Origin of the sequence: Tabrizicola sp., from assembly GCF_051645465.1 — a bacterium.
In the GTDB taxonomy this organism is placed as follows: domain Bacteria; phylum Pseudomonadota; class Alphaproteobacteria; order Rhodobacterales; family Rhodobacteraceae; genus Tabrizicola.
Window position 1 is genome coordinate 1 of sequence record NZ_JBOFBI010000365.1, and the last position, 20,891, is coordinate 20,891.

The following is a 20,891-nucleotide window of genomic DNA, read 5'->3' on the forward strand; positions in this document are numbered from 1 at the left end:
ATCCAAAGGCGGAGCAGGCCGGGTTGCCGATGGTCGGGACCTTGTCGCGCTGCCGCGAGCGAAGGTACACATATGACAAATCTCAAGTCCCAAAGTTACGCTGTCCTGCCGTTGCGCGACATCGTGGTTTTTCCTCACATGATTGTGCCCCTCTTCGTCGGACGCGAAAAGTCGGTCCGCGCACTGGAAGAGGTGATGCAGGACGACAAGCAGATCCTTCTCTCCTCGCAGAAGGACCCAACCGCCGATGATCCCTCAGCCGATGGCATCTTCCGCACGGGTGTGCTGGCCAATGTGCTGCAGCTTCTGAAACTGCCCGATGGCACGGTGAAAGTGCTGGTCGAAGGCAAGGCCCGCGTGAAGATCACCGGTTTTGTCGAGAACCCGGCCTTCTTCGAGGCCACTGCCGATCTGTTGCCTGAAACAGAAGGCGATCCGGCCTCGGTCGAGGCGCTGGTCCGGGCCGTGGCCGAAGAGTTCGAGCGTTACTCCAAGGTCAAGAAGAACATCCCCGAGGAAGCGCTGGCGGCGGTCTCCGACACCCGCGAGCCCGCGCGTCTGGCAGACCTTGTCGCCGGGCATCTTGGCGTGGACGTCGGCCAGAAGCAGGCGATCCTTGAAACGCTGGACGTCGCGGAACGGCTGGAGAAGGTCTACGGCCACATGCAGGGCGAGCTTTCGGTCCTGCAGGTCGAGAAAAAGATCAAGTCCCGCGTCAAGACGCAGATGGAGAAGACGCAGCGCGAGTACTATCTGAATGAGCAGATGAAGGCCATTCAGAAGGAACTGGGCGACGGCGAGGACGGCCAGAACGAAGTGGCCGAACTGGAAGAGCGTATCCGCAAGACCGAGCTTTCAAAGGAAGCCCGCGAAAAGGCCGAGGCCGAGCTGAAGAAGCTGAAGTCGATGTCGCCGATGTCGGCCGAAGCCACGGTCGTGCGCAACTATCTCGACTGGCTTCTGGGCGTCCCGTGGGGCGTGAAGTCCCGCGTCAAGAAGGACCTCGCGGCCGCGCAGAAGGTGCTGGACGCGGATCACTATGGCCTCGAGAAGGTCAAAGAGCGGATCGTTGAATATCTGGCGGTGCAGGCGCGGTCGACCAAGCTGAAGGGCCCGATCCTCTGCCTCGTCGGCCCTCCGGGCGTCGGCAAGACCTCGCTTGGCCGCTCGGTCGCCAAGGCCACGGGGCGCGAGTTCATCCGCATCAGTCTTGGCGGCGTGCGGGACGAAAGCGAAATCCGCGGTCACCGGCGGACCTATATCGGCTCGATGCCGGGCAAGATCATCCAGAACCTGAAGAAGGCCAAGACGACCAACCCGCTGATCCTGCTCGATGAAATCGACAAGATGGGCCAGGACTTCCGCGGCGACCCGGCCTCGGCGCTCCTGGAGGTGCTTGACCCGGAACAGAACAACACCTTCGTCGACCACTACCTCGAGGTCGAATATGACCTCTCGAACGTGATGTTCATCACCACGGCGAACTCGTACAACATGCCGGGCCCGCTGATGGACCGGATGGAGATCATTCCGCTGGCCGGCTACACCGAGGACGAAAAGCGCGAAATCGCCAAGGGCCACCTGATCGAGAAGCAGATCAAGGGCCACGGGCTGAAGAAGGGTGAGCTGACGATCACCGATGAAGCGCTGCAGGAAATGATCCGCACCTATACCCGCGAAGCGGGCGTGCGGAACCTGGAACGCGAGATCGCCAAACTGGCCCGCAAGGCAGTAACCCAGATCGTCGGCCGGAAGGTCAAGACGGTCGAGGTCACGCCCGAAAACCTTGAGGGCTTCCTCGGGGTCAAGCGCCACCGCTATGGCCTGGCCGAACAGGAGGACCAGGTCGGCGTCGTGACGGGCCTCGCCTGGACCAGCGTTGGCGGCGATCTTCTGCAGATCGAGGCGCTGAAGCTGCCCGGCAAGGGCCGGATGAAGACCACCGGCAAGCTCGGCGATGTGATGAAGGAATCGATCGATGCGGCCGCCAGCTACGTCCGCTCGATCAGCCCGCAGATCGGGGTGAAGCCGCCAAAGTTCGAGACGATGGACATCCACGTCCACGTGCCGGACGGTGCGACGCCGAAAGACGGGCCCTCCGCGGGTCTGGCGATGGTCACCTCGATCGTGTCGGTCCTGACCGGGATTCCGGTCCGCAAGGATATCGCCATGACGGGCGAGGTCAGCTTGCGTGGCAATGCCATGCCGATCGGCGGCCTGAAAGAGAAGCTTCTGGCCGCGCTCAGGGGCGGGATCAAGACCGTGTTCATCCCCGAGGAAAACGCCAAGGACCTGGCGGAGATCCCCGACAACGTGAAGACCGGCCTGACGATCATCCCGGTGACCCACGTCCGTGACGTCCTGGCCCAGGCGCTGGTGCGCCAGCCCGAACCGGTGGTCTGGGACGAAGCCGCCGAAGAAGCCGCCGCCGCGGCGCGGGCGGCTGAATCCAAGGCGCCAGCGCCGACCGCGCATTAGGCCTGACCAAGTCTGAAGGAAGGGGCGCGTCCGGCAGGGCGCGCCCTTTCGCTTTTTTGGTTTGCATCTTGCGGAAATCGGCTGGTCCTGACCAGAAAGCCGCTCTATCGTCCACTGCGCAGAAATCCCAAGAAGCAAAGAAGGCAGTATGGCCCCCCGCACGCCCAAGGACCCCGCCGACAAACCCGCAAAAGTCGTGAAAGCCGAGAGGCCTGCGAAACCAGCGGCCAAGGCGAAACCCGCAGCTGAAAAGCCCGCGCTGAAAGTGGTCGAGGCCGCGGCACCCGAAGGGACGGGCGGGGTGATGAAGCTGAGGGATCTGATCGACAGCGTGGCCGAGGCCACAGGGGTGAAGAAGCCCGAGGCAAAGAAGGCGGTCGAGGCAACGCTCTCGGCGCTCGGCGAAGCGCTGGCAACCGGCCGGGCCCTGGCCATTCCCCCCTTGGGCAAGCTTCGCGTGGTCAAGAACAAAGGCCCGGCGCTGACGCTGAAACTCCGCCTCGCCGACGGGGCAAAGGCCGCCGGATTGGCCCTTGCGGACGACGGCGAGGATAGCTAAAAGCCGCGCCACCGAATTCAAGTTTCGGGCGATTAGCTCAGCGGTAGAGCGCTTCGTTCACATCGAAGATGTCAGCGGTTCAAATCCGTTATCGCCCACCATTTGTCAAAACGCCTCCCGGAACTCGGGAGGCGTTTTCGTTTGCTCGGTCATGTTGGATTTTCTTGAAAAACAATAGGATGCGCCACAGCGTTTCTCGGAATTGCCATGATGTCGCCTCAACTCCCCCTCTCCCTGCTGAAACTTGGATGAGTTGCAACTGATGGGGTCGAAGATGAAACAGTTCAGGCGTTTGATGCTGGCAATAATGATTGGGACGGGGCTGTCTGCATGCGTGAACGAGCCCCAACAGTACTCGGACGTCCACACCGGTGTGACTGCGGGCGTATCCAAACGTTACTCGGTATACGAAAACCTGCTCGTTTCTGTATTCGGTCAGGCCTTCGTCGCGACGAAGGGTGGTGAGGTTCGCCAGGGAATCTATGTTAATCAAATCGCTACGGGTATGGGCTGGTCATTCTTCCACTCTGCCTACTCGTTTGGAGTTCAGCTCCCGTATGAGCGCGGAAGCAGCAACGTGATGGGTTGCGGCGGAGGCTGCACTTTGCAAGAAGAGGGAGCAATTCTTCTTTCGGGCGAACAGTTTAGGTCGGCGGCCAAGACCGGAATGGAGATCAAGCTTGTTGGTTCGGGCAATAGCGTCATAATTCGCATTCCCCCCGCAGCTTTCCAGGAAGCGCTTGCTATGCGGCCAGGACAGTAGGGTTTTCTTGCCGTTAACTCTGGTCGATTTCGGCTTGGCATTGCGCTTGCAAAGGTGCCCCCGTTCAACTAATGCGAACCTGCCGTGGGGCGGTTAGCTCAGTTGGTAGAGCGTCTCGTTTACACCGAGAATGTCGGGGGTTCGAGTCCCTCACCGCCCACCAGGCCCCACCTGCCGCGCGCCGACGACAAGGGCGGTCACCAGGGCCGCCACCTCCTGCCGTAACGCCGCTTCCGGCAAGCCGACAAGCCGCCCTTGCAGCGCCAGATGCACGACGCCATGCACCGCGCCGAACAGCGTGCGGACCCGAAGGCGCAGGACATCGACCGGCAGATCAGGCCGAAGCGCTACCAGCGGAGCGCCTATCCGGGCGATCAGCACCTCATGCTCTTGCCGTTGCCAGTCGGGCATCTCGACACCTTCGGGCAGGCGATGTTCGAAAAGGGCCGACCAGAGCCGACGGTTCTCCAATGCGAAAACCGCATAGGCATCGGCCAGCGCCAGCGTCACCGCCTCCGGCGTTGCGGCCCCCGAAGTCGGCGCCAGGGCCGCGCCCAGCCGGGCAAGCGTGCGGGAATTGACGCGCAGGACCAGCTCGTCCAGATCGGCCACCGCATTGTAGAGCGCCCCCAGCGCGCAGCCCGCCCGCTGCGTCACATCCCGCGCCTTCAGCCCGGCCAGGCCTTTCTCGGCGATCTCGGCCTCGGCCGCGTCGATCAGCCGGGTCCGCAAGTCGGCTCTCCGGTCGGTTTGCACCTTGTCGTCCATCTGTGACCTCACGTCATTTGAACAGCGTTCAAAAAAGTACTTGAACAACGTTCACTGGGCTGGCATCGTGTGAACACTGTTCATAACGCAGGAGCACCCGATGTTCAACACCATCGTCACTTTGATCCGGGGCCGCAGTCACGAAGCTGCCCAGAAGCTGGAGGACGCCAATGCGCTGTCGATCCTCCGCCAGCAGCTCCGCGATGCGGCTTCAGGCGTCGAGGCCGCGCGCCGTGCAGTCGCGGTGGTCATGGCCTATGCCGACCGGGAACGGAAAGCTCTGCCACGGAGCAACACCCAGCTAAGCGACCTGGAGGGCAGGGCGCTTGCCGCCCTTGGCCAGGGGCGCGAGGATCTGGCCATCGAAGCCGCCGCGGCGATTGCCCACCTCGAGGCAGAGCGCAACACCACCGAAACCGCCCTTGCGACCTACGAGATCGAGACAGCGCGCCTTCGCGAGGAACTTGCTCAGGCCGAAGGCCGCCTGCGTGAGCTGAAGCGTGGCCTGCAGCTTGCCGACGCCGCCCAGAAATCCCAATCCGTTCGCGGGGTGGTCAGCCGCCCCGTCACCGCCTCGCTGGCCGAAGCCGAAGCCACTCTCAGCCGTCTCCAGTCCCGCCAGGCCCATGCCGAAGCCACGGCCGCCGCTGTGGTCGAGCTTTCGGCCGGACTGTCGGCCGACACCGTCGCGGCCCGCCTTGCCGCCGCCGGCTGCGGACCCGCGCTGAAGCCTGACGCTGCGGCAATCCTGGCCCGGCTGAAGGAAAAAGCCGTCTGACCTTTCACCAAACCCCAAACCACACCCCGGAGAACGACATGACCGACACGACCCAAGCCCCGATCCGCACGTCCTACGCCTTCACGATGTTCAGCTACGCGAACTTCGTCGTGGCAGCCGTGATGATGGCGGGTGGCATCTACTTTCTCGAAGCCAGTTTTTCGGCCAAGGGCTTCTATTCGATGGCCGCGCTGATGCTTGTCAGCTCGACCGTCGGCATCACCAAGGCCCTGCGCGACAAAGAGGAATCCGACCGCCTGCACAACAAGCTCGAGGAAGCCCGCACCGAGCGCCTTCTGGCCGAGGTTTCCCGCGAGCGTTGAGACAACATGACCAGGGCCGGGAACCAGACGACCCCGGCCTTTGGTCCACCGCCGTTCAGTTCATGTACGACCAGAGGCCCCCAAGGCCAGCCAGCGCCAGGACCACGCCCGCAACGATCAGATAGACCGAGCCGGTTGACAGAAGGTCCGCCGACGGAGGCGCCGCTGCCGTGACCGGCCTCGTGTGTACCTTCTGGGTTATCGGACGTTTCGTCTCATAGGGCAGCGCGCCCCCTGTCTCTCCCAGCCGGATCCATTCCAGCCAGTCGGACGCGGACTGGATCCGGTTCTTCGGCAGAACCTGCATCGCCGTGTCGACCGATTCCAGAAATCCGCGCGGGTATCCCTTGTAGCGCCCGGCCAGCGGTTCATAGGGATCGGCGTTGCCCTCGGCGACCCGGGCAAGGCGGCGCTGGCTTTCCGGCGGCGCTTTGCCGGTGATGACATGGAAGAAGGTCGCCCCCAGCGAATAAAGGTCGCTCGACGGGCTTTGCTGGGCCCCGGCCATGTAGAATTCCTGGGGCGAGTAGCCTTCCTTGATCACGCGCCGCCCGGTCAGCACACGCGCCGACCGCGCCTCTTCTTCGCTCGCAGCGCCGAAATCGATCAGGATCGGGTTGCCGCTTTTGTCGATCAGGATGTTGTCGGGCGAGATGTCGCGGTGAAGGATGCCGACCTGGTGAATGAACTCCACCGCGCCGAGCATCTTTTTCAGCAGAACAACCGTTTCAGCTGGGGTGAAGGGCTGGTCGGTTGATGCCAGAACGTCATGCAGGTCGCGCCCGTCGATGTAGTCAATGGCCATGTAGGCGGTGTCGTTATCCTCGAACACCTGATGGACGCCGACGATGTTGGGATGCACCAGCCGCGCCAGGCTTTTGGCTTCGTTGACGAAATTCTCGACAAAACTGCGGTACTCGGTCTGGTGCTTCCGAGAGCGGGCGCGCACGACGGCCTGGCTGCGACGGCAGAGCGCATTCGGGAAGCATTCCTTGATGACGACCGTACGGTCGACTGAATCCTTCGCAAGGTAGGTGATCCCGAAGCCGCCGCTGTTGAGAAACCCCAGGATCCTGTATTGCCCGCCAAGCAGTGTGGTGCCCGGCTTCAGGTCGTCGGCAAAATCATCCGGATCCGCACGGCGCGCTTCTGCGTCGAGCTGATTGCTGATCTGCGTTGGACCCTGTGTCACTTCGTCTTCCTACCGTCTCGCCCGCTCAACAAACTTTCCGCGACGACCGGGCCGGTGTCGCGGCAGTGCAGTCGAACTTGTTTTCGTCCGGATGAATCCCATCCGGCCTCAACTCCGGAAGGTTGCATTCGTCGGGAGGCATTCTACGCGCCGACTGTCTTCTGGCGCAAACCTCGATCGCCCGGTTGCGAAACGCTGCAAAGGTCACTGGCCGCCGATTGCCAGAAGATTCTTCGTCGAGGGCGGCGGAAATCCCGGTAAACAATTGATTAAAATGATGTTCTCGTCTGACGGCTTGGCGGGACAGGCGTTTTCAGCAAAATCGAACCTGTGACAAAATCGTCAACAATCCCAGTGGGATGCGCCACGATATTTCCACAGTTCCTGGCGCGAGCCGACCTTTCGGCCCGGTACCGGCCCCCGGAAACGCTCACCGGCTGCGACTCGGCCCCGATGTAGTGGCCAATTGCAAGCGATTCGCCCCTGTCAGCCCGGCGTCCAGCTTTCCGCCGGCGAACCTGGCCGCAAGACCTGGAAGGTTCCTGCGGGCAACGACATCCATGCGCCCTCGGTCCCATCCGGCCAGACCACCCGCATCTCGGCCTCGGTCGCCTCGCCAAGCCCGAAATGCAGCCACCCGACCGAGCCCGAGACCTGGCCGCCCCCCGCCGCGATCTCGTGCCGCTCGACCGCCTCGCCGCGCCTGATCTCGACGACCGCGCCGATGGCATCGCGGTTGGCGCCCTCCTGCTGCAGCCGCACCTGCACCCAGTTCCCCTCAAGCGCTCCGGTCGACCGCCAGATTTCCGCCGGGGTCCAGCGGTTCACCACCACAAGGTCAAGCTGGCCGTCCAGGTTGAAGTCCACCACTTGCGCGCCCCGCGCAACGCCCATGCTGGCCACACCCGCCCGGTCCCCCGCCTCGAGAAAGGTGCCATCCCCTTGCCCCAGCAACAGATTGTTCGGGTCGAGCTCAGCAAAATCCGGCATCTTGGCGACGTTGCCCTTGGCCACGAAAAGATCCAGCCAGCCGTCGTTGTTCACATCGGCGAACTGCGGGTGCCAGGCCGTCGACGGCTTGAAGTCCCCCCCGGTATAGGGCTTGTGCGCCGTGATCCCCGACTTCAGTGCGACATCGGCATAGTCAGGCTTGCCCGAAGCCGGGTCCTTCAGGACCTGCAGCTTGTTGTCGGCCATCGAGGTCAGATAGTAGTCCGGATAGCCGTCCAGGTTAACATCCGCGCTGGCGATCCCCATCCCCCAGATGCGGAGCCGCTTCCAGCCTTCCTTCTCGGTGTAAAGCGTCGGCGGCTGCCCCGGCTCCAGATGCCAAAGCTGCTCCTGCCCGCCCTTGTAGTACTCCCGGTCGTTGGACACCCGCAGGCTTGGGTGGCCCGAGCGGTTCCAGTCCGTAAAGATCATCGACAGCGCGCAGAACGACGGCGTCAGCGGGATCGGCGCGCCGAACCGGTCGCCCTCCGGCCGGTGCAGCCAGTTGTCCGTGCAAGACCCCCAGGGAAACGCCTCTTCCTTCCGGTCGATGTAGTTGCCGACGGCCAGCGTCGGCCAGCTCTGCCCCTTCTCCCAGATCGCCGCAAAAGCCGTCGACCAGGCATCGCCGCCGTCAAAGCCCCAGGAAGCACCCGCGTCCTCGAACCGGCAGTCGCCAAGCCCGCGGAGGAGCTTGTTCTCCCCCAGCCTCAGGACCACCAGGTCGATCACCCCATCGCTGTCGATGTCCAGGGGATAGGCCCCGAGCACCGCATCCAGCGCCACCGCATCGGTCTTCTCGAACGCCAACGCCCCGCCCAGGGTGCTCCGGTTCAGGTACAGCGCCGAAGGCCCAGCACCGCCGGACAGGAAAAGCTCCGGAAACCCGTCGCCCGAGCAGTCGAAGGTCGCGGCACCGCCACCGACCGTGTATTCCCACTCGCCTTCGAACACCGTGTCGATGCCCGAGCTTGCCGTTTCATCGGTGAAGGCAGGCACCACCGGTTCCGCCAGGGCAGGGGAGGCGGCAAGGGCCAGCAAAAGGAAACGGCTCATGCAAAGGTCCTCAGCTTGGCGGCGTATGCGCCAACACAGCGGCCCTGTTCAACACCGGCTTCGACGCCGAAGCGATAGTGGATGCCGCCATAAAGTCTTGAAATCGCAGCTTCTTCGGCAGCGGCCCAGAACGACGCGAAGCTCCGGCCCTTGATGCCGTCATCAGCATGCGTCGCATCCTCGAACGCGAAATCCTCGCCAAAGATCGCGGTCAGCACTTCCGCCGCCGCACCCGACTGGGTCGAATGCCCCGAGGGGTACTCCGGGAAGGGCGGGGTATTCAGCAACGACTCCCACTTCGGGTCGATCAGCCGCTTGATATACGTCACCGGCCGCAAGAGGTTGAACTCGTACTTCGAGGCCCAGCAGGCAATAAACCCATCCGCCACCGCCACGCCCAGCAGCGCCAGCGTCGAGGCAAGCTTCTCCACCGGCATCCCGTCCCGTTTCGCGATCTGCAGCACGATGGAAATCCAGTGCCCCGGCGGGGTTGGCGACAGCATCGGATCGTCCGACCAGAACCGCGCGACCGCCTTCTGCTCGTCGGTCAGGCCCTTGACCGTGTCGTAAACCTCTTTCGCCGCAAGGAAAAAGGCCGAGGCCGGGTCCTCGCTGTACTCGGGCGGCGCGGGGATGCCGCAAGCGGTGCCGGAGGGCATCGCGAGGGGCCGAACCGAGCCCCAGTAAGGCAGAAGCGGCGCCTGCTGCTGGCGGACCAGGCTCGTCGGCACCCAATCCTGCGGGTCGGTTCCGGCCGTGTACTCGCGCGGGAACCCCATGTTGTCGATCACCGCCCCGCCATCGACCTCGGCCCAGGCCAGGATATGCGCCGCAACCGCCTCACCCTGGGCCATGCTGCGCGCAACGACCTCATCCGCGATCCCTTCGGCGGCCTTTGCCCCCAGCTTGTCGGTCATCGCCCCCATCGCCCGCTGCCCGGTCGGGCCGGTGTTGGAGAAGAGCGCCTGCACAGTCTTCGCCAACGCCCCATGCAGCACGCAAGCCTCGTCATGCTCGCCGGTCGCGCGGGCAGGCGGCGGCGTCAGATCGGTCAGCTGCCCCGCCAGCGACACCAGCGCCGGGTTGCCCGAGGCCAGCGCCTCATGCGCCGCAACGCCGATATAGGCGAAGGCGCGGCTTGCCACCGGCGGCGTGTAGGTCGCGGTATGTCGGACCAGCTCCAGGATCAGACGATGCCAGTCGACCACCACATCGCGCGCAAGCTCGGCGCGGTCGGCGGCAAGGGCGGGTGAAACGGAAAGCGCAAAGGGTGCTGAAAGTGACAGGGCAATGAAATCGCGGCGGCGCAAATGCATGGGTCCTCCTCCCGAACTCGGCGCCGGTTATGTCAGGCGCCAACTGGGCTGGCAAGTACGGGAAGGCCTTCAGCCCCGCCCCGTCAGCCAGTTCCCAAGCTTCCCCAGTCGCGACGGTCCCGCCCCCTCCCGCGCCTCGCGCCGGTCCGCAGCGTTCAGTAGCGCATACATCCCGGTCACGCCCAACCAGCGCAGCGGCTCCGGCTCCCAGGCGCGAACGCGGCGGTTGACCCAGGGCAGGTGAACAAGGTCCGTATCATGGCCAAGGGCAAGGTCCGCCAGCGTCCGGCCCGCAAGGTTCGAGGTCGAAACCCCCACCCCCACATAACCCCCCGCCCAGCCAAGGCCGGTCGCCGGATCAAGCCCCACTGTCGCACACCAGTCGCGCGGCACGCCCAGCACCCCGCACCAGGCATGGTCGATCTTCGCCTGCGCCGCGGCCGGGAAATGCTGATGCAGGATCGCCGTCAGCCGCCGGATCGTTTCCGCGTCCGGCGCGCCGTTGGTATCAAGGCTCGAGCCAAAGCGGTACGGCACCCCGCGCGCGCCCACCGTGATCCGCCCCTCGCGCGTGCGCTGGCAGTAGCAATAGGCATTGGCGAAATCGCCGATCACCTCATGCCCCTCCCAGCCGATTTCGGCCCACACCTCCGCAGGCAGCGGCTCCGTCACGATCTGGGCCGAGTTCAGCGGCAGCCATTCCCGCTTCCGCCCCGGGAGACCCGCGGTGAACCCTTCAGTGCAGCGCAGGATCTTCGGCGCCAGAACCTGACCATGATCGGTGGTCACTGCCCCTTGCGCATAGCTTGTGACCGCCGTCCCCTCGACGATGCGAACCCCCATCCGCTCGACCACTGCCGCAAGGCCGCGCACCAGCTTCGCCGGCTGCACGCGCGCCACATTGGTCACCACCATCGCGCCAAGCGCCCCCGGAATGCGCACCCGCGCCGCCAGATCTTCGACATTCATCTCGAAGACCCGGTCCTCCTCGCCCCAGTGACGCCGGTGCTCGACTTCCGCCTGCATCCGCGTCATCTGCGCGGGCCTCGTCGCCACCATCAGCTCTTCCGTCCGGTGGATGTCCGCCTCGATCCCCTCGGCTTCCGCCACGCGGATCACCTCGTCCACCGTCCCACTCATCGCCTGGACCATGCTGCGCACGGCCTCTTCCGACGAGTCCTCAAGATACCGCCGATGGGTCCAGGCAAAACCGCCCGTCAGCCAGCCGCCGTTTCGCCCGGAGGCACCGAAGCCCGCAAAATCCTTCTCGATGACCAGCACATCCAACGCCGGGTTGGCCTGCTTCAGATAGTAAGCCGTCCAAAGCCCCGTATAGCCCGCCCCGATGATCACCACATCGGCAGTGCCATCCCCGGCCAGGGGCGCACGACGGTAGGGCAGCCCCATGTCGGCATACCAGAACGAAACATCGCCGATCCGCATAAGGCCCCCGAATGTCTTGCCAATGGGAAGGGAGGCACAGCCCCGACCGCTTTTCAAGGCAAAGATGGCCATCCGATCAAGGGGATCGCCCGAACTGTGGCCCAATTTCATCTGATTCGGTCAGGGTAGTTAACGGCACTTTCGTCTCCTGCGCGTGTAGACGGAAAGAAGATGAAAGGAAGATGGAAAGAAGACCATCAACCTGTTCGAAAGATGCAAGTTTAACGCAGCGTTCTCAAAAGTTTACGGGCCAGACTAACCTCGTCGCAATCCCCCCTCGTTTTTCGCGTTCACACTCCCTTAACCCCACCGCACGGCACCCCTCGACCCCGTTGCCTTTGCACCCTCCTCCGCCGATGCTCGGCGCAATGAACAGGAGGGCGACCCGTGCAAGGCTTCTTCGTCACCGGCCCCTATGACGACGGCGATCCGGTCACCGGCCACCACTACGAGATGGCCTCCGACGACCCCAACCGCCCCCAGGTCTGGGGCTACACCGGCGCCCTAAGCTACAAACCCGGCGACACCCTCCGCCTCCATGCGATGTCCAGCGCTGCAAAGGCGCAGATCACCATCGCCCGCGACGGGTTGACCCCGAAAATTGTCTTTGAAACCAAGGCCAAAACCCGCTTCGCCCCCACGCCCTCCGACTGCTCGGTGAAAGGTTGCGGCTGGCCCGTTGCGCTTGAAACCCGGATTCCGGACGACTGGCCGACCGGCGTCTACACCGTCACCCTCACGGTTCCCGGCCACCAATCGCAGGCGCTGTTCGTCCTTAGGCCCGCCAAACCATTGGCAAAGCTCGCCTTTGTCCTCGCGACCGGCACCTGGGCCGCCTACAACGACTGGGGCGGATCGAACCACTACCAGGGCCTTTGCGGCCCCACTGGAGGGGACTTCGCGGCGGAAGTCAGCCTCCTCCGCCCCTGGGCCACGGGCTTCGTCCGCTGGCCCGCCGACGCCCCCCGCATCCCCCCCGCCACCCCCCTCCTGACCCGCCCCCGCTACCCCCACATGGACTACGCTCGCGCGAACGGCATCTCGAAGAAATACGCCTCCTCCGGCTGGGCCGCCTTCGAACGCCCCTTCGCCCTTTGGTGCGAAACACAAGGCATTTCAATAGACTACCTCACCCAGCACGACCTCCACGCCGACCCCCACCTCCTCGACGCCTACCCCCGCGCCGTCATCGTCGGCCATGACGAATACTGGACCTGGGAGATGCGCGACCACCTCGACTCCTGGCTCGACAACGGCGGCCAGCTTGCCCGCTTCGGCGGGAATTTCTTCTGGCAAACAAGGCTTTCCGACGATCTCCTCACCCAGATCTGCCACAAGTACCGCGCCGCGGAAGAGGACCCGTTGGCCCAGACCGACCGCATCACCAGCTACTGGGACCACCCCCAGATCAAGCGCCCTGCGGTGGCCACCATGGGCCTGACCGGGTCAATGGGCGTCTACGCCGGTTGGAGCCGCTGCGTTTCGCACGGGGCAGGTGGCTTCACCCTGTACCGCCCCGACCACTGGGCGATGCTGGGCACCGGGCTTGGCTACGGCGATGTCCTTGGCGCCGCTTCGAAAATCTTCGGGTATGAGGTCGACGGCATCGACTACGAAATCCGCAAAGGCCTCCCTTTCGCGGCCCACGACACCGGCCTTGAGGGCGAACTCACCATCATCGGCCTCTCGCTCGCCACGACGCTGGCCCACCACACCGGCCGCCACGACGAAGACCACTTCATCGGCCACCTCGATGCCGAAGGCCTGGCACTCAGCCTCCATGGTGAGGTCACACCGGAAACCGTTGGCCTCGTCAGCCGCGGCAACGGTTGCCTGGCCGAGTACCGGCGGGGCAAGGGCGCGGTCCTGAACGCGGGGTCATGCGAGTGGGTTGCCGGCCTCATCGCCCGCGAACGCCCGGTCGAGGTGGTGACCCGCAACGTGCTCCTTGGCACCTGGGGTTGAACATAACGCATGGACACATCCCGCCCGTAGCACTTGTTGCACGCCTGTGCCGCAACCGTCATCTGGCTGTTGCTCCTCCTTGATAATGGCGGGGAAGTTACTCAGCCCCGGACCGCTCGATGACCCACCAGCCCCCCGCGCGCTTCTTCGCTTTCACAGCGGCGAACGATGTGTGCTCTTCTGAAATCCTGACGTTCGACCATGCCCCGATCTCCCCCGGGGTGAGCTTCACGTATTCCCATCCGGGTCAGTCGATCTTCCGCCGCGGTCTGATCCGCGCGGTTGAAACCATGACCGGCCAGCCGAAGCTGCGGCGTCTCTACGTTGACTGGGTGATCTGCGACAAGCGCCCTGGCGAGCCGGTCTTCGATGCAGCACTCCGCAAGCTTGCCATCACGCCAGTCATCCGGGCGGGCGCCGAGAACCTGGCCAAGGTACCTGAAACCGGCGGGCTTCTGATCGTCGCGAACCACCCGTTCGGGGTGGTGGACGGTCTGACGATCGGTCATCTGGGCATGCGCCTTCGGGGCAACGTGCGGGTCATGACCAACAGCCTCCTTTGCCGCGTGCCCGAGATCGATCCCCATCTCTTGCCCGTCGACTTCTCAGGCACGCCCGAGGCACGGCGGATCACGGGCGAAACGCGCCGCAAGGCGACCGAGCTTCTGGCGCAAGGCCAGGTCGTAGCGATCTTCCCGGCAGGCGGCGTCGCCACCGCGAACCGGCCGTTCCGCGGCCGCGCGGTTGACGCGCCCTGGCATCCGTTCGTGGGGCGTCTGGCAACGATCCCTGGAGTGACGACCCTGCCGATCCACTTTTCCGGCCAGAACTCGCGCCTTTTCCAGGTCGCAAGCCACACGTCCTACCCCTTGCGCATCGCGCTCATCTTCCACGAAACCCGTCGCCGGATGAACGACCGGGTCGAGGTGTCGGTCAGCGAACCCATCACCGCCGAAACCCTGCGGCGCCTCCCGCGCGACCGTGTTGCAGCCGAGCTTCGCCGCCGCACCATGGCCCTTGCCGCGCCCGCGCTGCCCGATCCCGACGAAGAGTACATCTGGCCGGCACACATCCGCTGGTAACCCCCGGCATCCGCTCGGCCCCGACCCCTGCCGTATGACCCTTTCCGCGGGCATCGGCATCGGTTAGGCCTTGCGGCATGCATCTGATGCTCAGCAAGCTTGCGGTCGCGCGGGGTGGGGTCACGGTCCTGCAGGACCTGAGCTTTGCTCTCCAGCCCGGTCAGGCGCTGATCCTGCGGGGGCCGAACGGCTCGGGCAAGACCACGCTTCTGCGCACGCTCGCGGGCCTGCAGCCGCCCGCCGGAGGCAGTTTCGATCTTCCACCCGACAGCGTCGCCTACTCCGCCCATGCCGACGGGTTGAAGTCCACCTTGACGGTGGCCGAGAACCTTGGCTTCTGGGCCGAGATCTACGGCGGTCCCGCCATTGACAATGCGCTGGAAGCGCTGGACATGACCGCGCTTACCCGCCGCCGCGCGGGCGAGCTTTCAGCCGGTCAGAAGCGCCGCCTGGGCCTCGCGCGGCTTCTGGTGACCGGCCGCCCGGTCTGGCTTCTGGACGAACCCACCGTCAGTCTTGATGTGGCATCGGTTGCGCTTTTCACAGGCGTCCTCCGCCAGCACCTTCAGGGTGGCGGCCTGGCGGTCATTGCGAGCCACGTCGACCTTGGCCTCCCCGAAGCCGAGGTGCTGGACCTGGAACCCCACCGCGCTCGGGTGATCGCCCGCGACGGTTTCGACGAGGCTTTTGCATGAAGCGCCGTGCCAGTCTGATCCGTCGGTGCCTCCGGCGGGAGTATTTTGGAAAAGAGCAACTGCTGGGGGGTGCAGCATGAAGGCGCTTCTCCTCCGCGATCTTCGGCTGGCCATCCGCACGGGCGGCGGCTTCGGGCTGGGGCTCGCCTTCTTCCTGCTGCTGGCGGTGCTCGTACCGCTTGGCGTCGGTCCCGAAGGCGGAACGCTTGGCCGCATCGCCCCCGGCATCCTCTGGGTCGGCGCGCTTCTCGCGTGCCTCCTGTCGCTCGACCGGATTTTCGCGCTCGACTTCGAGGATGGCTCGCTTGACCTTCTGGCCACCGCCCCGATCCCCTTGGAGGCCGTCGTCGCGGTCAAGGCCGTCGCGCATTGGCTCGTCACCGGGCTTCCCCTGACCCTGATCGCGCCGGGCCTCGCGGTCCTTTTGAACCTGCCGCCTGCCGGGTATCCGTGGCTGGTCATCAGCCTTCTTCTTGGCACGCCCGCCCTGTCGGTGATCGGTGCTTTCGGGGCCGCGATCACGGTGGGCCTGCGTCGGGGCGGGCTTCTCCTCAGCCTTCTGGTGCTGCCGCTCTATGTGCCCACCCTGATCTTCGGGGCCGAGGTGATCCGACGCGGGGCCGAGGGAATGGCGCTTGGCACTCCGCTCGCACTTCTTGCCGCGATCTCTCTTGGGGCCACGGCACTCCTCCCCTTCGCGGCCGCAAGCGCGATCCGCGTCAATTTGCGCTGAAGAGTCGCGCGACGGTGAGTTGAGCGGGCGACCGGGAAAGGATAGACGAACGCCATGTCGATCTGGGAATACGCGAACCCGAAGAAGTTCATGCAGACCTCGGCCTGGGCCATGCCCTGGTCCGTGGGTCTGACTGTCGCCTGTCTGACGGTTGGCCTGGTCTGGGGCTTCTTCTTCACGCCTGACGACTACAAGCAGGGCTCGACCGTCAAGATCATCTATATCCACGTCCCGTCCGCGATGATGGCGATCAACGCCTGGATCATGATGCTGGTGACTTCGCTGATCTGGATCATCCGCCGCCACCATGTCAGCGCGCTTGCTGCCAAGGCCGCAGCACCCGTGGGCCTGACCTTCACCCTGATCGCGCTGGTCACCGGCGCGCTTTGGGGTCAGCCGATGTGGGGGACCTGGTGGGCGTGGGACCCGCGGCTCACGTCCTTCCTGATCCTGACGCTCTTCTACTTCGGCTACATCGCGCTCTGGTCCGCCATCGAGAACCCCGATACCGCCGCTGACCTCACCTCGATCCTCTGCCTCGTCGGCTCGGTCTTCGCACTTCTCAGCCGCTATGCGGTGAACTTCTGGAACCAGGGGCTGCATCAGGGCGCGTCGCTCTCGCTCGACAGGGAAGAGAACGTGTCCGACGTCTTCTGGCTGCCGCTTCTGGTCTGCATAGCGGGCTTCGTGCTTCTCTTTCTCACCGTGGTCCTGATGCGGACCCGGACCGAGATCCGGGCCCGGCGGCTGAAGGCGCTTCTGGCGCGGGAAAGGGTGGCGTGATGCCTGAGCTTGGGAAATACGCCTTCGCTGTCCTTGGGTCCTACGCGGCGACGGCCCTTCTGATCGCGGCGCTGGTGGGCCTGTCGCTCTGGCAATCGGCCCGGATGAAGCGGGCCTTGGCCGAGGTCGAGGCACGGCAGGGGAAGTCGGATGGCTAGGTGGCTGATGATCCTGCCGCCGGTCCTCTTTGCAGGGCTCGCGGGGCTTTTCTATGCCGGCATGTACCGCGAGAACGCGGGCGAGCTGCAATCGGTCTTCATCAACCGCCCGGCTCCGGTGCTGCCCACGACCGGCTTGCCAGGGGTGCCGGTCCTCACCGACGCCGACCTTCGGACCGGCGAGGTGACGGTGGTCAACTTCTGGGCCACCTGGTGCCCGCCCTGCCGGGCCGAGCATCCGGTGCTGCTGGAGATGGCGGGGAAGGGCGTTCGGGTTGCGGGGGTCAACATCATGGATGACGATGCGAAGGCGGTGGCTTACCTCGCTGAAGATGGAAACCCCTTCATCGGGGTTGCGACCGATCCGAACGGGCGGAACCGGGTCGAATGGGGGGTAACGGCCCCGCCCGAGACCTTCATCATCGCGGGCGATGGAACGGTGCTTTTCCGCTTTGTCGGGCCCCTGGTCGGGACGGATTACGAGACCCGTTTCGTGCCCGCGCTGGAAAAGGCGCTGGCCGGGCCTGGGTAACGTAACTCCGAGTTACGCCCTTTTGTCACATTAGAATCAATATCTTACGGGGTTCCATTCAGAGCTTGTTAACGGAACGGATACCACCGCGAAGGCGTGAAGACATGCTTCGGTCGGTCAGGAGAGCCCAAGGAACAGCGCGAATGCCGCGAACAGGCTGACTTCCAGCGCCGGGAAGCTGCCAAGCACCACCGGCCATCGTGCCGCCACCGTCGCGGCAGGACGGGTTTGCACCGGTTTCGGCGGGCTTAGCAAGGGGAAGGGGTTGGGCATGGGGTGCGGCCTAGCAATTGGGGTGATCGGACGATGGTCGCAAGGCCTTGAAAAATGCTGAAGGCCCGGCATGACCGGGCCTTCGCATCTGGAAACAATCGGTTTCCGATATCAGGACGATGCCAGGTCCCGCAGCACATAGTGCAAAACACCGCCGTTCTCGACATATTCGATCTCGATCGCGGTATCGATCCGGCACTTGATCTGGATCGTCTTCCTCGTCCCGTCAGCATAGGTGATATGGCAGGGGACCATCGACAAAGGCTTCAGGTCACCCTCCAGCCCTTCGATCGAGATCACCTCGTCGCCCTTCAGGCCCAGGGTCTTGCGGTTTTCGCCCGGCAGGAACTCGAACGGGATCACGCCCATTCCGACGAGGTTCGAGCGGTGGATGCGCTCGAAACTTTCCGCGATCACCGCCTTCACACCCAGAAGCGCCGTCCCCTTGGCCGCCCAGTCCCGTGACGAACCCGCCCCGTATTCGATGCCGCCGATCACCACCAACGGAGTGCCTTGTGCCTGCCAGGCCATCGAGGCGTCGTAGATCGAGGTCTGCACCCCGTCCGGCCCTTTGGAATAGCCGCCCTCAACGCCATCCAGCATCTCGTTCTTGATCCGGATGTTAGCGAAGGTGCCGCGCATCATCACTTCATGGTTGCCGCGCCGGGCGCCGTAGGAGTTGAACTCCGACACCGGAACCTGCCGTTCTGTCAGATACTTACCAGCTGGAGTTGAAGCTTTGAACGAACCCGCCGGGCTGATGTGGTCGGTGGTGATCATGTCGCCCAGAAGTGCCAGAATGCGGGCGCCGGTGACGTTCTTGATCACCCCCGGTTCTTTCGACATGCCCTGGAAGTACGGCGGGTTCTGGATGTAGGTCGACGTCGGCGGCCAGTCGTAGGTCTCGCTGTCGGTGACCTCCACGCCCTGCCACTTCTCATCACCCTTGAAGACATCGGCATACTTCTTCTGGAAGGCCGCGCGGGTGACGGTCGCATGCACCAGATCGGCGATTTCCTTGTTCGTGGGCCAGATGTCCTTGAGGTAGACCGGCTTCCCGTCCTTCGACGTCCCCAAAGGCTCGGTCGTAAGGTCGATGTTCATGTCGCCAGCCAGCGCATAGGCCACGACCAGGGGCGGCGAGGCGAGGTAGTTGGCGCGGACATCAGGCGAGATGCGGCCCTCGAAGTTACGGTTGCCGGAAAGGACGGCGGCGGCCACGAGGTCGCCTTCGTTGATCGCGGCGGAGATTTCCGGCTGCAAGGGGCCAGAGTTGCCGATGCAGGTGGTGCAGCCGTAGCCGACGAGGTTGAAGCCGATGGCGTCGAGGTCCTCCTGCAGCCCTGCGGCGTTCAGGTATTCGCTGACGACCTGCGATCCGGGCGCTAGCGAGGTCTTGACCCAGGGCTTCCGGTTCAGCCCCAAAGCGCGGGCCTTCCGTGCCACCAGCCCCGCGCCGATCATCACATAGGGGTTGGACGTGTTGGTGCAGGACGTGATCGAGGCGATCACCACCGACCCGTCGCCGAGCGTGTAGTCCTGTCCCGCGACCTTGGCCGTCTTGATCGCCGAGCGGGGCGGGGCCATCACACCGCCTTCGGAGCCCATGTCCTTGGCCGCGTCGCTGGCGTCAAAACCACGGTAGTCGCAGACGACCTTGTAGAAGCCGCGGGCCGCATCAGTCAGCGGCGTGTGGTCCTGCGGGCGCTTCGGCCCCGAAATGGCGGGGACAACCGTACCCATGTCGAGGTGCAGGGTGCTGGTGTAGACCGGATCGTACCCGTCATCCCGCCACATGCCGTTGGCCTTTGCGTAAGCCTCCACCAGCGCGATGCGGCCCTCGTCGCGGCCGGTCATGTGGAGGTAGCGGAGCGTCTCGGCGTCAATCGGGAAGAAGCCGCAGGTGGCACCGTATTCGGGGGCCATGTTGGCGATGGTGGCGCGGTCGGCGAGGGGGAGGCGGTCAAGCCCGTCACCATAGAACTCGACGAATTTGTTCACCACGCCGTGCTTGCGGAGCATTTGAACCACTTTCAGGACGAGGTCGGTGGCGGTGGTGCCTTCCTTCATCGTGCCGGTCAGCTTGAAACCGACCACCTCGGGGATCAGCATGGAAACCGGCTGGCCGAGCATCGCCGCCTCGGCCTCGATCCCGCCGACGCCCCAGCCAAGGACTGCGAGGCCGTTGACCATGGTGGTGTGGCTGTCGGTGCCGACCAGCGTATCGGGGTAGGCGACAACGGCACCGTTCTGATCGGTATCGGTCCAGACGGTCTGCGCCAGGTATTCCAGGTTCACCTGATGGCAGATGCCGGTGCCGGGGGGCACCACGCGGAAATTGCGGAACGCCTTCTGGCCCCATTTCAGGAAGACGTAGCGCTCCATGTTGCGCTCGTATTCCCGGTCGACGTTCAGCTGGAACGCGCGGGGGTGGCCGAATTCGTCGATCATGACCGAGTGGTCGATGACCAGGTCCACCGGGGCCAGCGGGTTGATCTTCTGCGCGTCGCCCCCAAGCCCTTTGATCCCGTCGCGCATCGCCGCAAGGTCCACGACCGCGGGCACGCCGGTGAAATCCTGCATCAGCACGCGCGCCGGGCGGTACGCGATCTCGCGCGGGTTCTGGCCGCCCTGCTTGCCCCAGTCGGAGAAGGCCTTGATGTCATCGACGGTTACGGTCTTGCCATCCTCGAACCGCAGCATGTTCTCCAGCACCACCTTGAGCGCGGCGGGAAGCTTCGCGAACTCGCCCAGGCCCGCAGCTTCCGCCGCTGGGATGGAATAGTAGCTGACGGTCTGGCCCCCGGCGGTCAGGGTCTTGCGGGTGCGGGCTTGGTCATGTCCGACGGTGACGGTCATCGTGTGGCTCCTTCAAGGCGGTGGCTCAGGGCATTGTATGCAATTGTATGCCGAATATCCAGCCCTGGAATGTGGCTTTCTTGACGCATGTGTCAGGGCTCTCGCAAAACCTTGATTAGCACGTGTTGGATGGCGTCCCTATAAC

19 protein-coding genes and 2 tRNA genes are annotated in these 20,891 nt (G+C 64.4%); 14 read left to right on the forward strand and 7 right to left on the reverse strand.

What is annotated here, in order from left to right:
• The first annotated feature begins 72 nt into the window (after positions 1–72).
• From lon to ACRCSW_RS22455, 5 genes are all read left to right on the forward strand, one after another.
• A complete protein-coding gene (lon, locus tag ACRCSW_RS22435; protein ID WP_438707872.1) occupies positions 73–2,478 on the forward strand; it encodes an endopeptidase La in 2,406 nt (801 codons plus the stop codon).
• A gap of 148 nt (positions 2,479–2,626) precedes the next feature.
• Positions 2,627–3,037 (forward strand): HU family DNA-binding protein, encoded by a 411-nt coding sequence (locus ACRCSW_RS22440; RefSeq protein WP_438707873.1) that lies wholly within the window; start codon positions 2,627–2,629, stop codon positions 3,035–3,037.
• A 26-nt stretch (positions 3,038–3,063) separates the two neighbouring features.
• A tRNA-Val gene (locus tag ACRCSW_RS22445) sits at positions 3,064–3,138 on the forward strand.
• Between the two features lie 173 nt (positions 3,139–3,311).
• Positions 3,312–3,800, forward strand: a complete 489-nt coding sequence (locus ACRCSW_RS22450; protein ID WP_438707874.1) for a hypothetical protein — start codon at positions 3,312–3,314, stop codon at positions 3,798–3,800.
• Between the two features lie 87 nt (positions 3,801–3,887).
• Positions 3,888–3,963 (forward strand) — tRNA-Val (locus ACRCSW_RS22455).
• On the opposite strand, the gene ACRCSW_RS22460 is transcribed toward ACRCSW_RS22455, so the two are convergent.
• Positions 3,951–4,568, reverse strand: a complete 618-nt coding sequence (locus tag ACRCSW_RS22460; protein WP_438707875.1) for a TetR/AcrR family transcriptional regulator — start codon at positions 4,566–4,568, stop codon at positions 3,951–3,953. The two genes, ACRCSW_RS22455 and ACRCSW_RS22460, sit on opposite strands and share 13 nt — an antisense overlap.
• Before the next feature lie 100 nt (positions 4,569–4,668).
• On the opposite strand from ACRCSW_RS22460, the gene ACRCSW_RS22465 reads away from it, so the two are divergent.
• Together ACRCSW_RS22465 and ACRCSW_RS22470 are read left to right on the forward strand one after the other, a co-directional pair.
• Complete coding sequence (locus ACRCSW_RS22465; protein ID WP_438707876.1) at positions 4,669–5,346, forward strand: PspA/IM30 family protein; 678 nt, start codon at positions 4,669–4,671, stop codon at positions 5,344–5,346.
• A gap of 38 nt (positions 5,347–5,384) precedes the next feature.
• Positions 5,385–5,669 carry a YiaA/YiaB family inner membrane protein gene (locus ACRCSW_RS22470; protein WP_438707877.1) on the forward strand — a complete coding sequence of 95 codons (285 nt, stop codon included), beginning with the start codon at positions 5,385–5,387 and terminating at the stop codon, positions 5,667–5,669.
• Between the two features lie 55 nt (positions 5,670–5,724).
• Here ACRCSW_RS22470 and ACRCSW_RS22475 read toward each other — a convergent pair whose 3' ends face one another.
• The 4 genes from ACRCSW_RS22475 to ACRCSW_RS22490 all read right to left on the reverse strand — a co-directional run bounded on the left by ACRCSW_RS22475 (position 5,725) and on the right by ACRCSW_RS22490 (position 11,666).
• A complete protein-coding gene (locus tag ACRCSW_RS22475) occupies positions 5,725–6,861 on the reverse strand; it encodes a serine/threonine-protein kinase (RefSeq protein ID WP_438707878.1) in 1,137 nt (378 codons plus the stop codon).
• Positions 6,862–7,347: 486 nt separating this feature from the next.
• Complete coding sequence (locus ACRCSW_RS22480; protein ID WP_438707879.1) at positions 7,348–8,907, reverse strand: CRTAC1 family protein; 1,560 nt, start codon at positions 8,905–8,907, stop codon at positions 7,348–7,350.
• Positions 8,904–10,223: a vanadium-dependent haloperoxidase gene (locus ACRCSW_RS22485; protein ID WP_438707880.1), complete on the reverse strand. Its 1,320-nt coding sequence runs from the start codon at positions 10,221–10,223 to the stop codon at positions 8,904–8,906. The genes ACRCSW_RS22480 and ACRCSW_RS22485 overlap by 4 nt, the downstream gene beginning before the upstream one ends.
• Before the next feature lie 69 nt (positions 10,224–10,292).
• Positions 10,293–11,666, reverse strand: coding sequence for an NAD(P)/FAD-dependent oxidoreductase (locus ACRCSW_RS22490; protein WP_438707881.1), 1,374 nt, complete (start codon positions 11,664–11,666; stop codon positions 10,293–10,295).
• Between the two features lie 387 nt (positions 11,667–12,053).
• On the opposite strand from ACRCSW_RS22490, the gene ACRCSW_RS22495 reads away from it, so the two are divergent.
• The 7 genes from ACRCSW_RS22495 to ACRCSW_RS22525 all read left to right on the forward strand — a co-directional run bounded on the left by ACRCSW_RS22495 (position 12,054) and on the right by ACRCSW_RS22525 (position 17,614).
• Positions 12,054–13,631 (forward strand): N,N-dimethylformamidase beta subunit family domain-containing protein, encoded by a 1,578-nt coding sequence (locus tag ACRCSW_RS22495; protein WP_438707882.1) that lies wholly within the window; start codon positions 12,054–12,056, stop codon positions 13,629–13,631.
• 119 nt (positions 13,632–13,750) lie between these two features.
• Complete coding sequence (locus tag ACRCSW_RS22500) at positions 13,751–14,713, forward strand: lysophospholipid acyltransferase family protein (RefSeq protein ID WP_438707883.1); 963 nt, start codon at positions 13,751–13,753, stop codon at positions 14,711–14,713.
• Positions 14,714–14,790: 77 nt separating this feature from the next.
• A complete protein-coding gene (gene ccmA, locus ACRCSW_RS22505; protein ID WP_438707884.1) occupies positions 14,791–15,408 on the forward strand; it encodes a heme ABC exporter ATP-binding protein CcmA in 618 nt (205 codons plus the stop codon).
• Positions 15,409–15,484: 76 nt separating this feature from the next.
• Positions 15,485–16,141 (forward strand): heme exporter protein CcmB, encoded by a 657-nt coding sequence (gene ccmB / locus ACRCSW_RS22510; RefSeq protein ID WP_438707885.1) that lies wholly within the window; start codon positions 15,485–15,487, stop codon positions 16,139–16,141.
• Between the two features lie 54 nt (positions 16,142–16,195).
• On the forward strand, positions 16,196–16,924 hold the full coding sequence (locus ACRCSW_RS22515) for a heme ABC transporter permease (protein WP_438707886.1): 729 nt from the start codon (positions 16,196–16,198) through the stop codon (positions 16,922–16,924).
• Positions 16,924–17,082 (forward strand): heme exporter protein CcmD, encoded by a 159-nt coding sequence (gene ccmD, locus ACRCSW_RS22520; RefSeq protein ID WP_438707887.1) that lies wholly within the window; start codon positions 16,924–16,926, stop codon positions 17,080–17,082. Before ACRCSW_RS22515 ends, ccmD begins: the two co-directional genes overlap by 1 nt.
• Entirely contained in the window at positions 17,075–17,614 is a 540-nt protein-coding gene (locus ACRCSW_RS22525) for a DsbE family thiol:disulfide interchange protein (RefSeq protein ID WP_438707888.1), read from the forward strand. Before ccmD ends, ACRCSW_RS22525 begins: the two co-directional genes overlap by 8 nt.
• 117 nt (positions 17,615–17,731) lie before the next feature.
• Here the strand turns inward: ACRCSW_RS22525 and ACRCSW_RS22530 are convergent, their stop codons facing one another.
• Together ACRCSW_RS22530 and acnA are read right to left on the reverse strand one after the other, a co-directional pair.
• A complete protein-coding gene (locus tag ACRCSW_RS22530; RefSeq protein WP_438707889.1) occupies positions 17,732–17,887 on the reverse strand; it encodes a hypothetical protein in 156 nt (51 codons plus the stop codon).
• Between the two features lie 111 nt (positions 17,888–17,998).
• On the reverse strand, positions 17,999–20,746 hold the full coding sequence (gene acnA / locus ACRCSW_RS22535) for an aconitate hydratase AcnA (protein ID WP_438707890.1): 2,748 nt from the start codon (positions 20,744–20,746) through the stop codon (positions 17,999–18,001).
• Between the last annotated feature and the right edge of the window lie 145 nt (positions 20,747–20,891).

Bases quoted from the DNA above. Each gene is read 5' to 3' on its own strand.
- lon (WP_438707872.1), top strand. From the start codon at position 73: ATGACAAATCTCAAGTCCCAAAGTTACGCTGTCCTGCCGTTGCGCGAC.
- ccmD (WP_438707887.1), top strand. From the start codon at position 16,924: ATGCCTGAGCTTGGGAAATACGCCTTCGCTGTCCTTGGGTCCTACGCG.
- ACRCSW_RS22530 (WP_438707889.1), bottom strand. From the start codon at position 17,887: ATGCCCAACCCCTTCCCCTTGCTAAGCCCGCCGAAACCGGTGCAAACC.
- ccmB (WP_438707885.1), top strand. From the start codon at position 15,485: ATGAAGGCGCTTCTCCTCCGCGATCTTCGGCTGGCCATCCGCACGGGC.
- ACRCSW_RS22470 (WP_438707877.1), top strand. From the start codon at position 5,385: ATGACCGACACGACCCAAGCCCCGATCCGCACGTCCTACGCCTTCACG.
- ACRCSW_RS22490 (WP_438707881.1), bottom strand. From the start codon at position 11,666: ATGCGGATCGGCGATGTTTCGTTCTGGTATGCCGACATGGGGCTGCCC.
- ACRCSW_RS22525 (WP_438707888.1), top strand. From the start codon at position 17,075: ATGGCTAGGTGGCTGATGATCCTGCCGCCGGTCCTCTTTGCAGGGCTC.
- ACRCSW_RS22465 (WP_438707876.1), top strand. From the start codon at position 4,669: ATGTTCAACACCATCGTCACTTTGATCCGGGGCCGCAGTCACGAAGCT.
- ccmA (WP_438707884.1), top strand. From the start codon at position 14,791: ATGCATCTGATGCTCAGCAAGCTTGCGGTCGCGCGGGGTGGGGTCACG.
- ACRCSW_RS22485 (WP_438707880.1), bottom strand. From the start codon at position 10,223: ATGCATTTGCGCCGCCGCGATTTCATTGCCCTGTCACTTTCAGCACCC.
- ACRCSW_RS22440 (WP_438707873.1), top strand. From the start codon at position 2,627: ATGGCCCCCCGCACGCCCAAGGACCCCGCCGACAAACCCGCAAAAGTC.
- ACRCSW_RS22500 (WP_438707883.1), top strand. From the start codon at position 13,751: ATGACCCACCAGCCCCCCGCGCGCTTCTTCGCTTTCACAGCGGCGAAC.
- ACRCSW_RS22515 (WP_438707886.1), top strand. From the start codon at position 16,196: ATGTCGATCTGGGAATACGCGAACCCGAAGAAGTTCATGCAGACCTCG.
- ACRCSW_RS22480 (WP_438707879.1), bottom strand. From the start codon at position 8,907: ATGAGCCGTTTCCTTTTGCTGGCCCTTGCCGCCTCCCCTGCCCTGGCG.
- ACRCSW_RS22460 (WP_438707875.1), bottom strand. From the start codon at position 4,568: ATGGACGACAAGGTGCAAACCGACCGGAGAGCCGACTTGCGGACCCGG.
- acnA (WP_438707890.1), bottom strand. From the start codon at position 20,746: ATGACCGTCACCGTCGGACATGACCAAGCCCGCACCCGCAAGACCCTG.
- ACRCSW_RS22450 (WP_438707874.1), top strand. From the start codon at position 3,312: ATGAAACAGTTCAGGCGTTTGATGCTGGCAATAATGATTGGGACGGGG.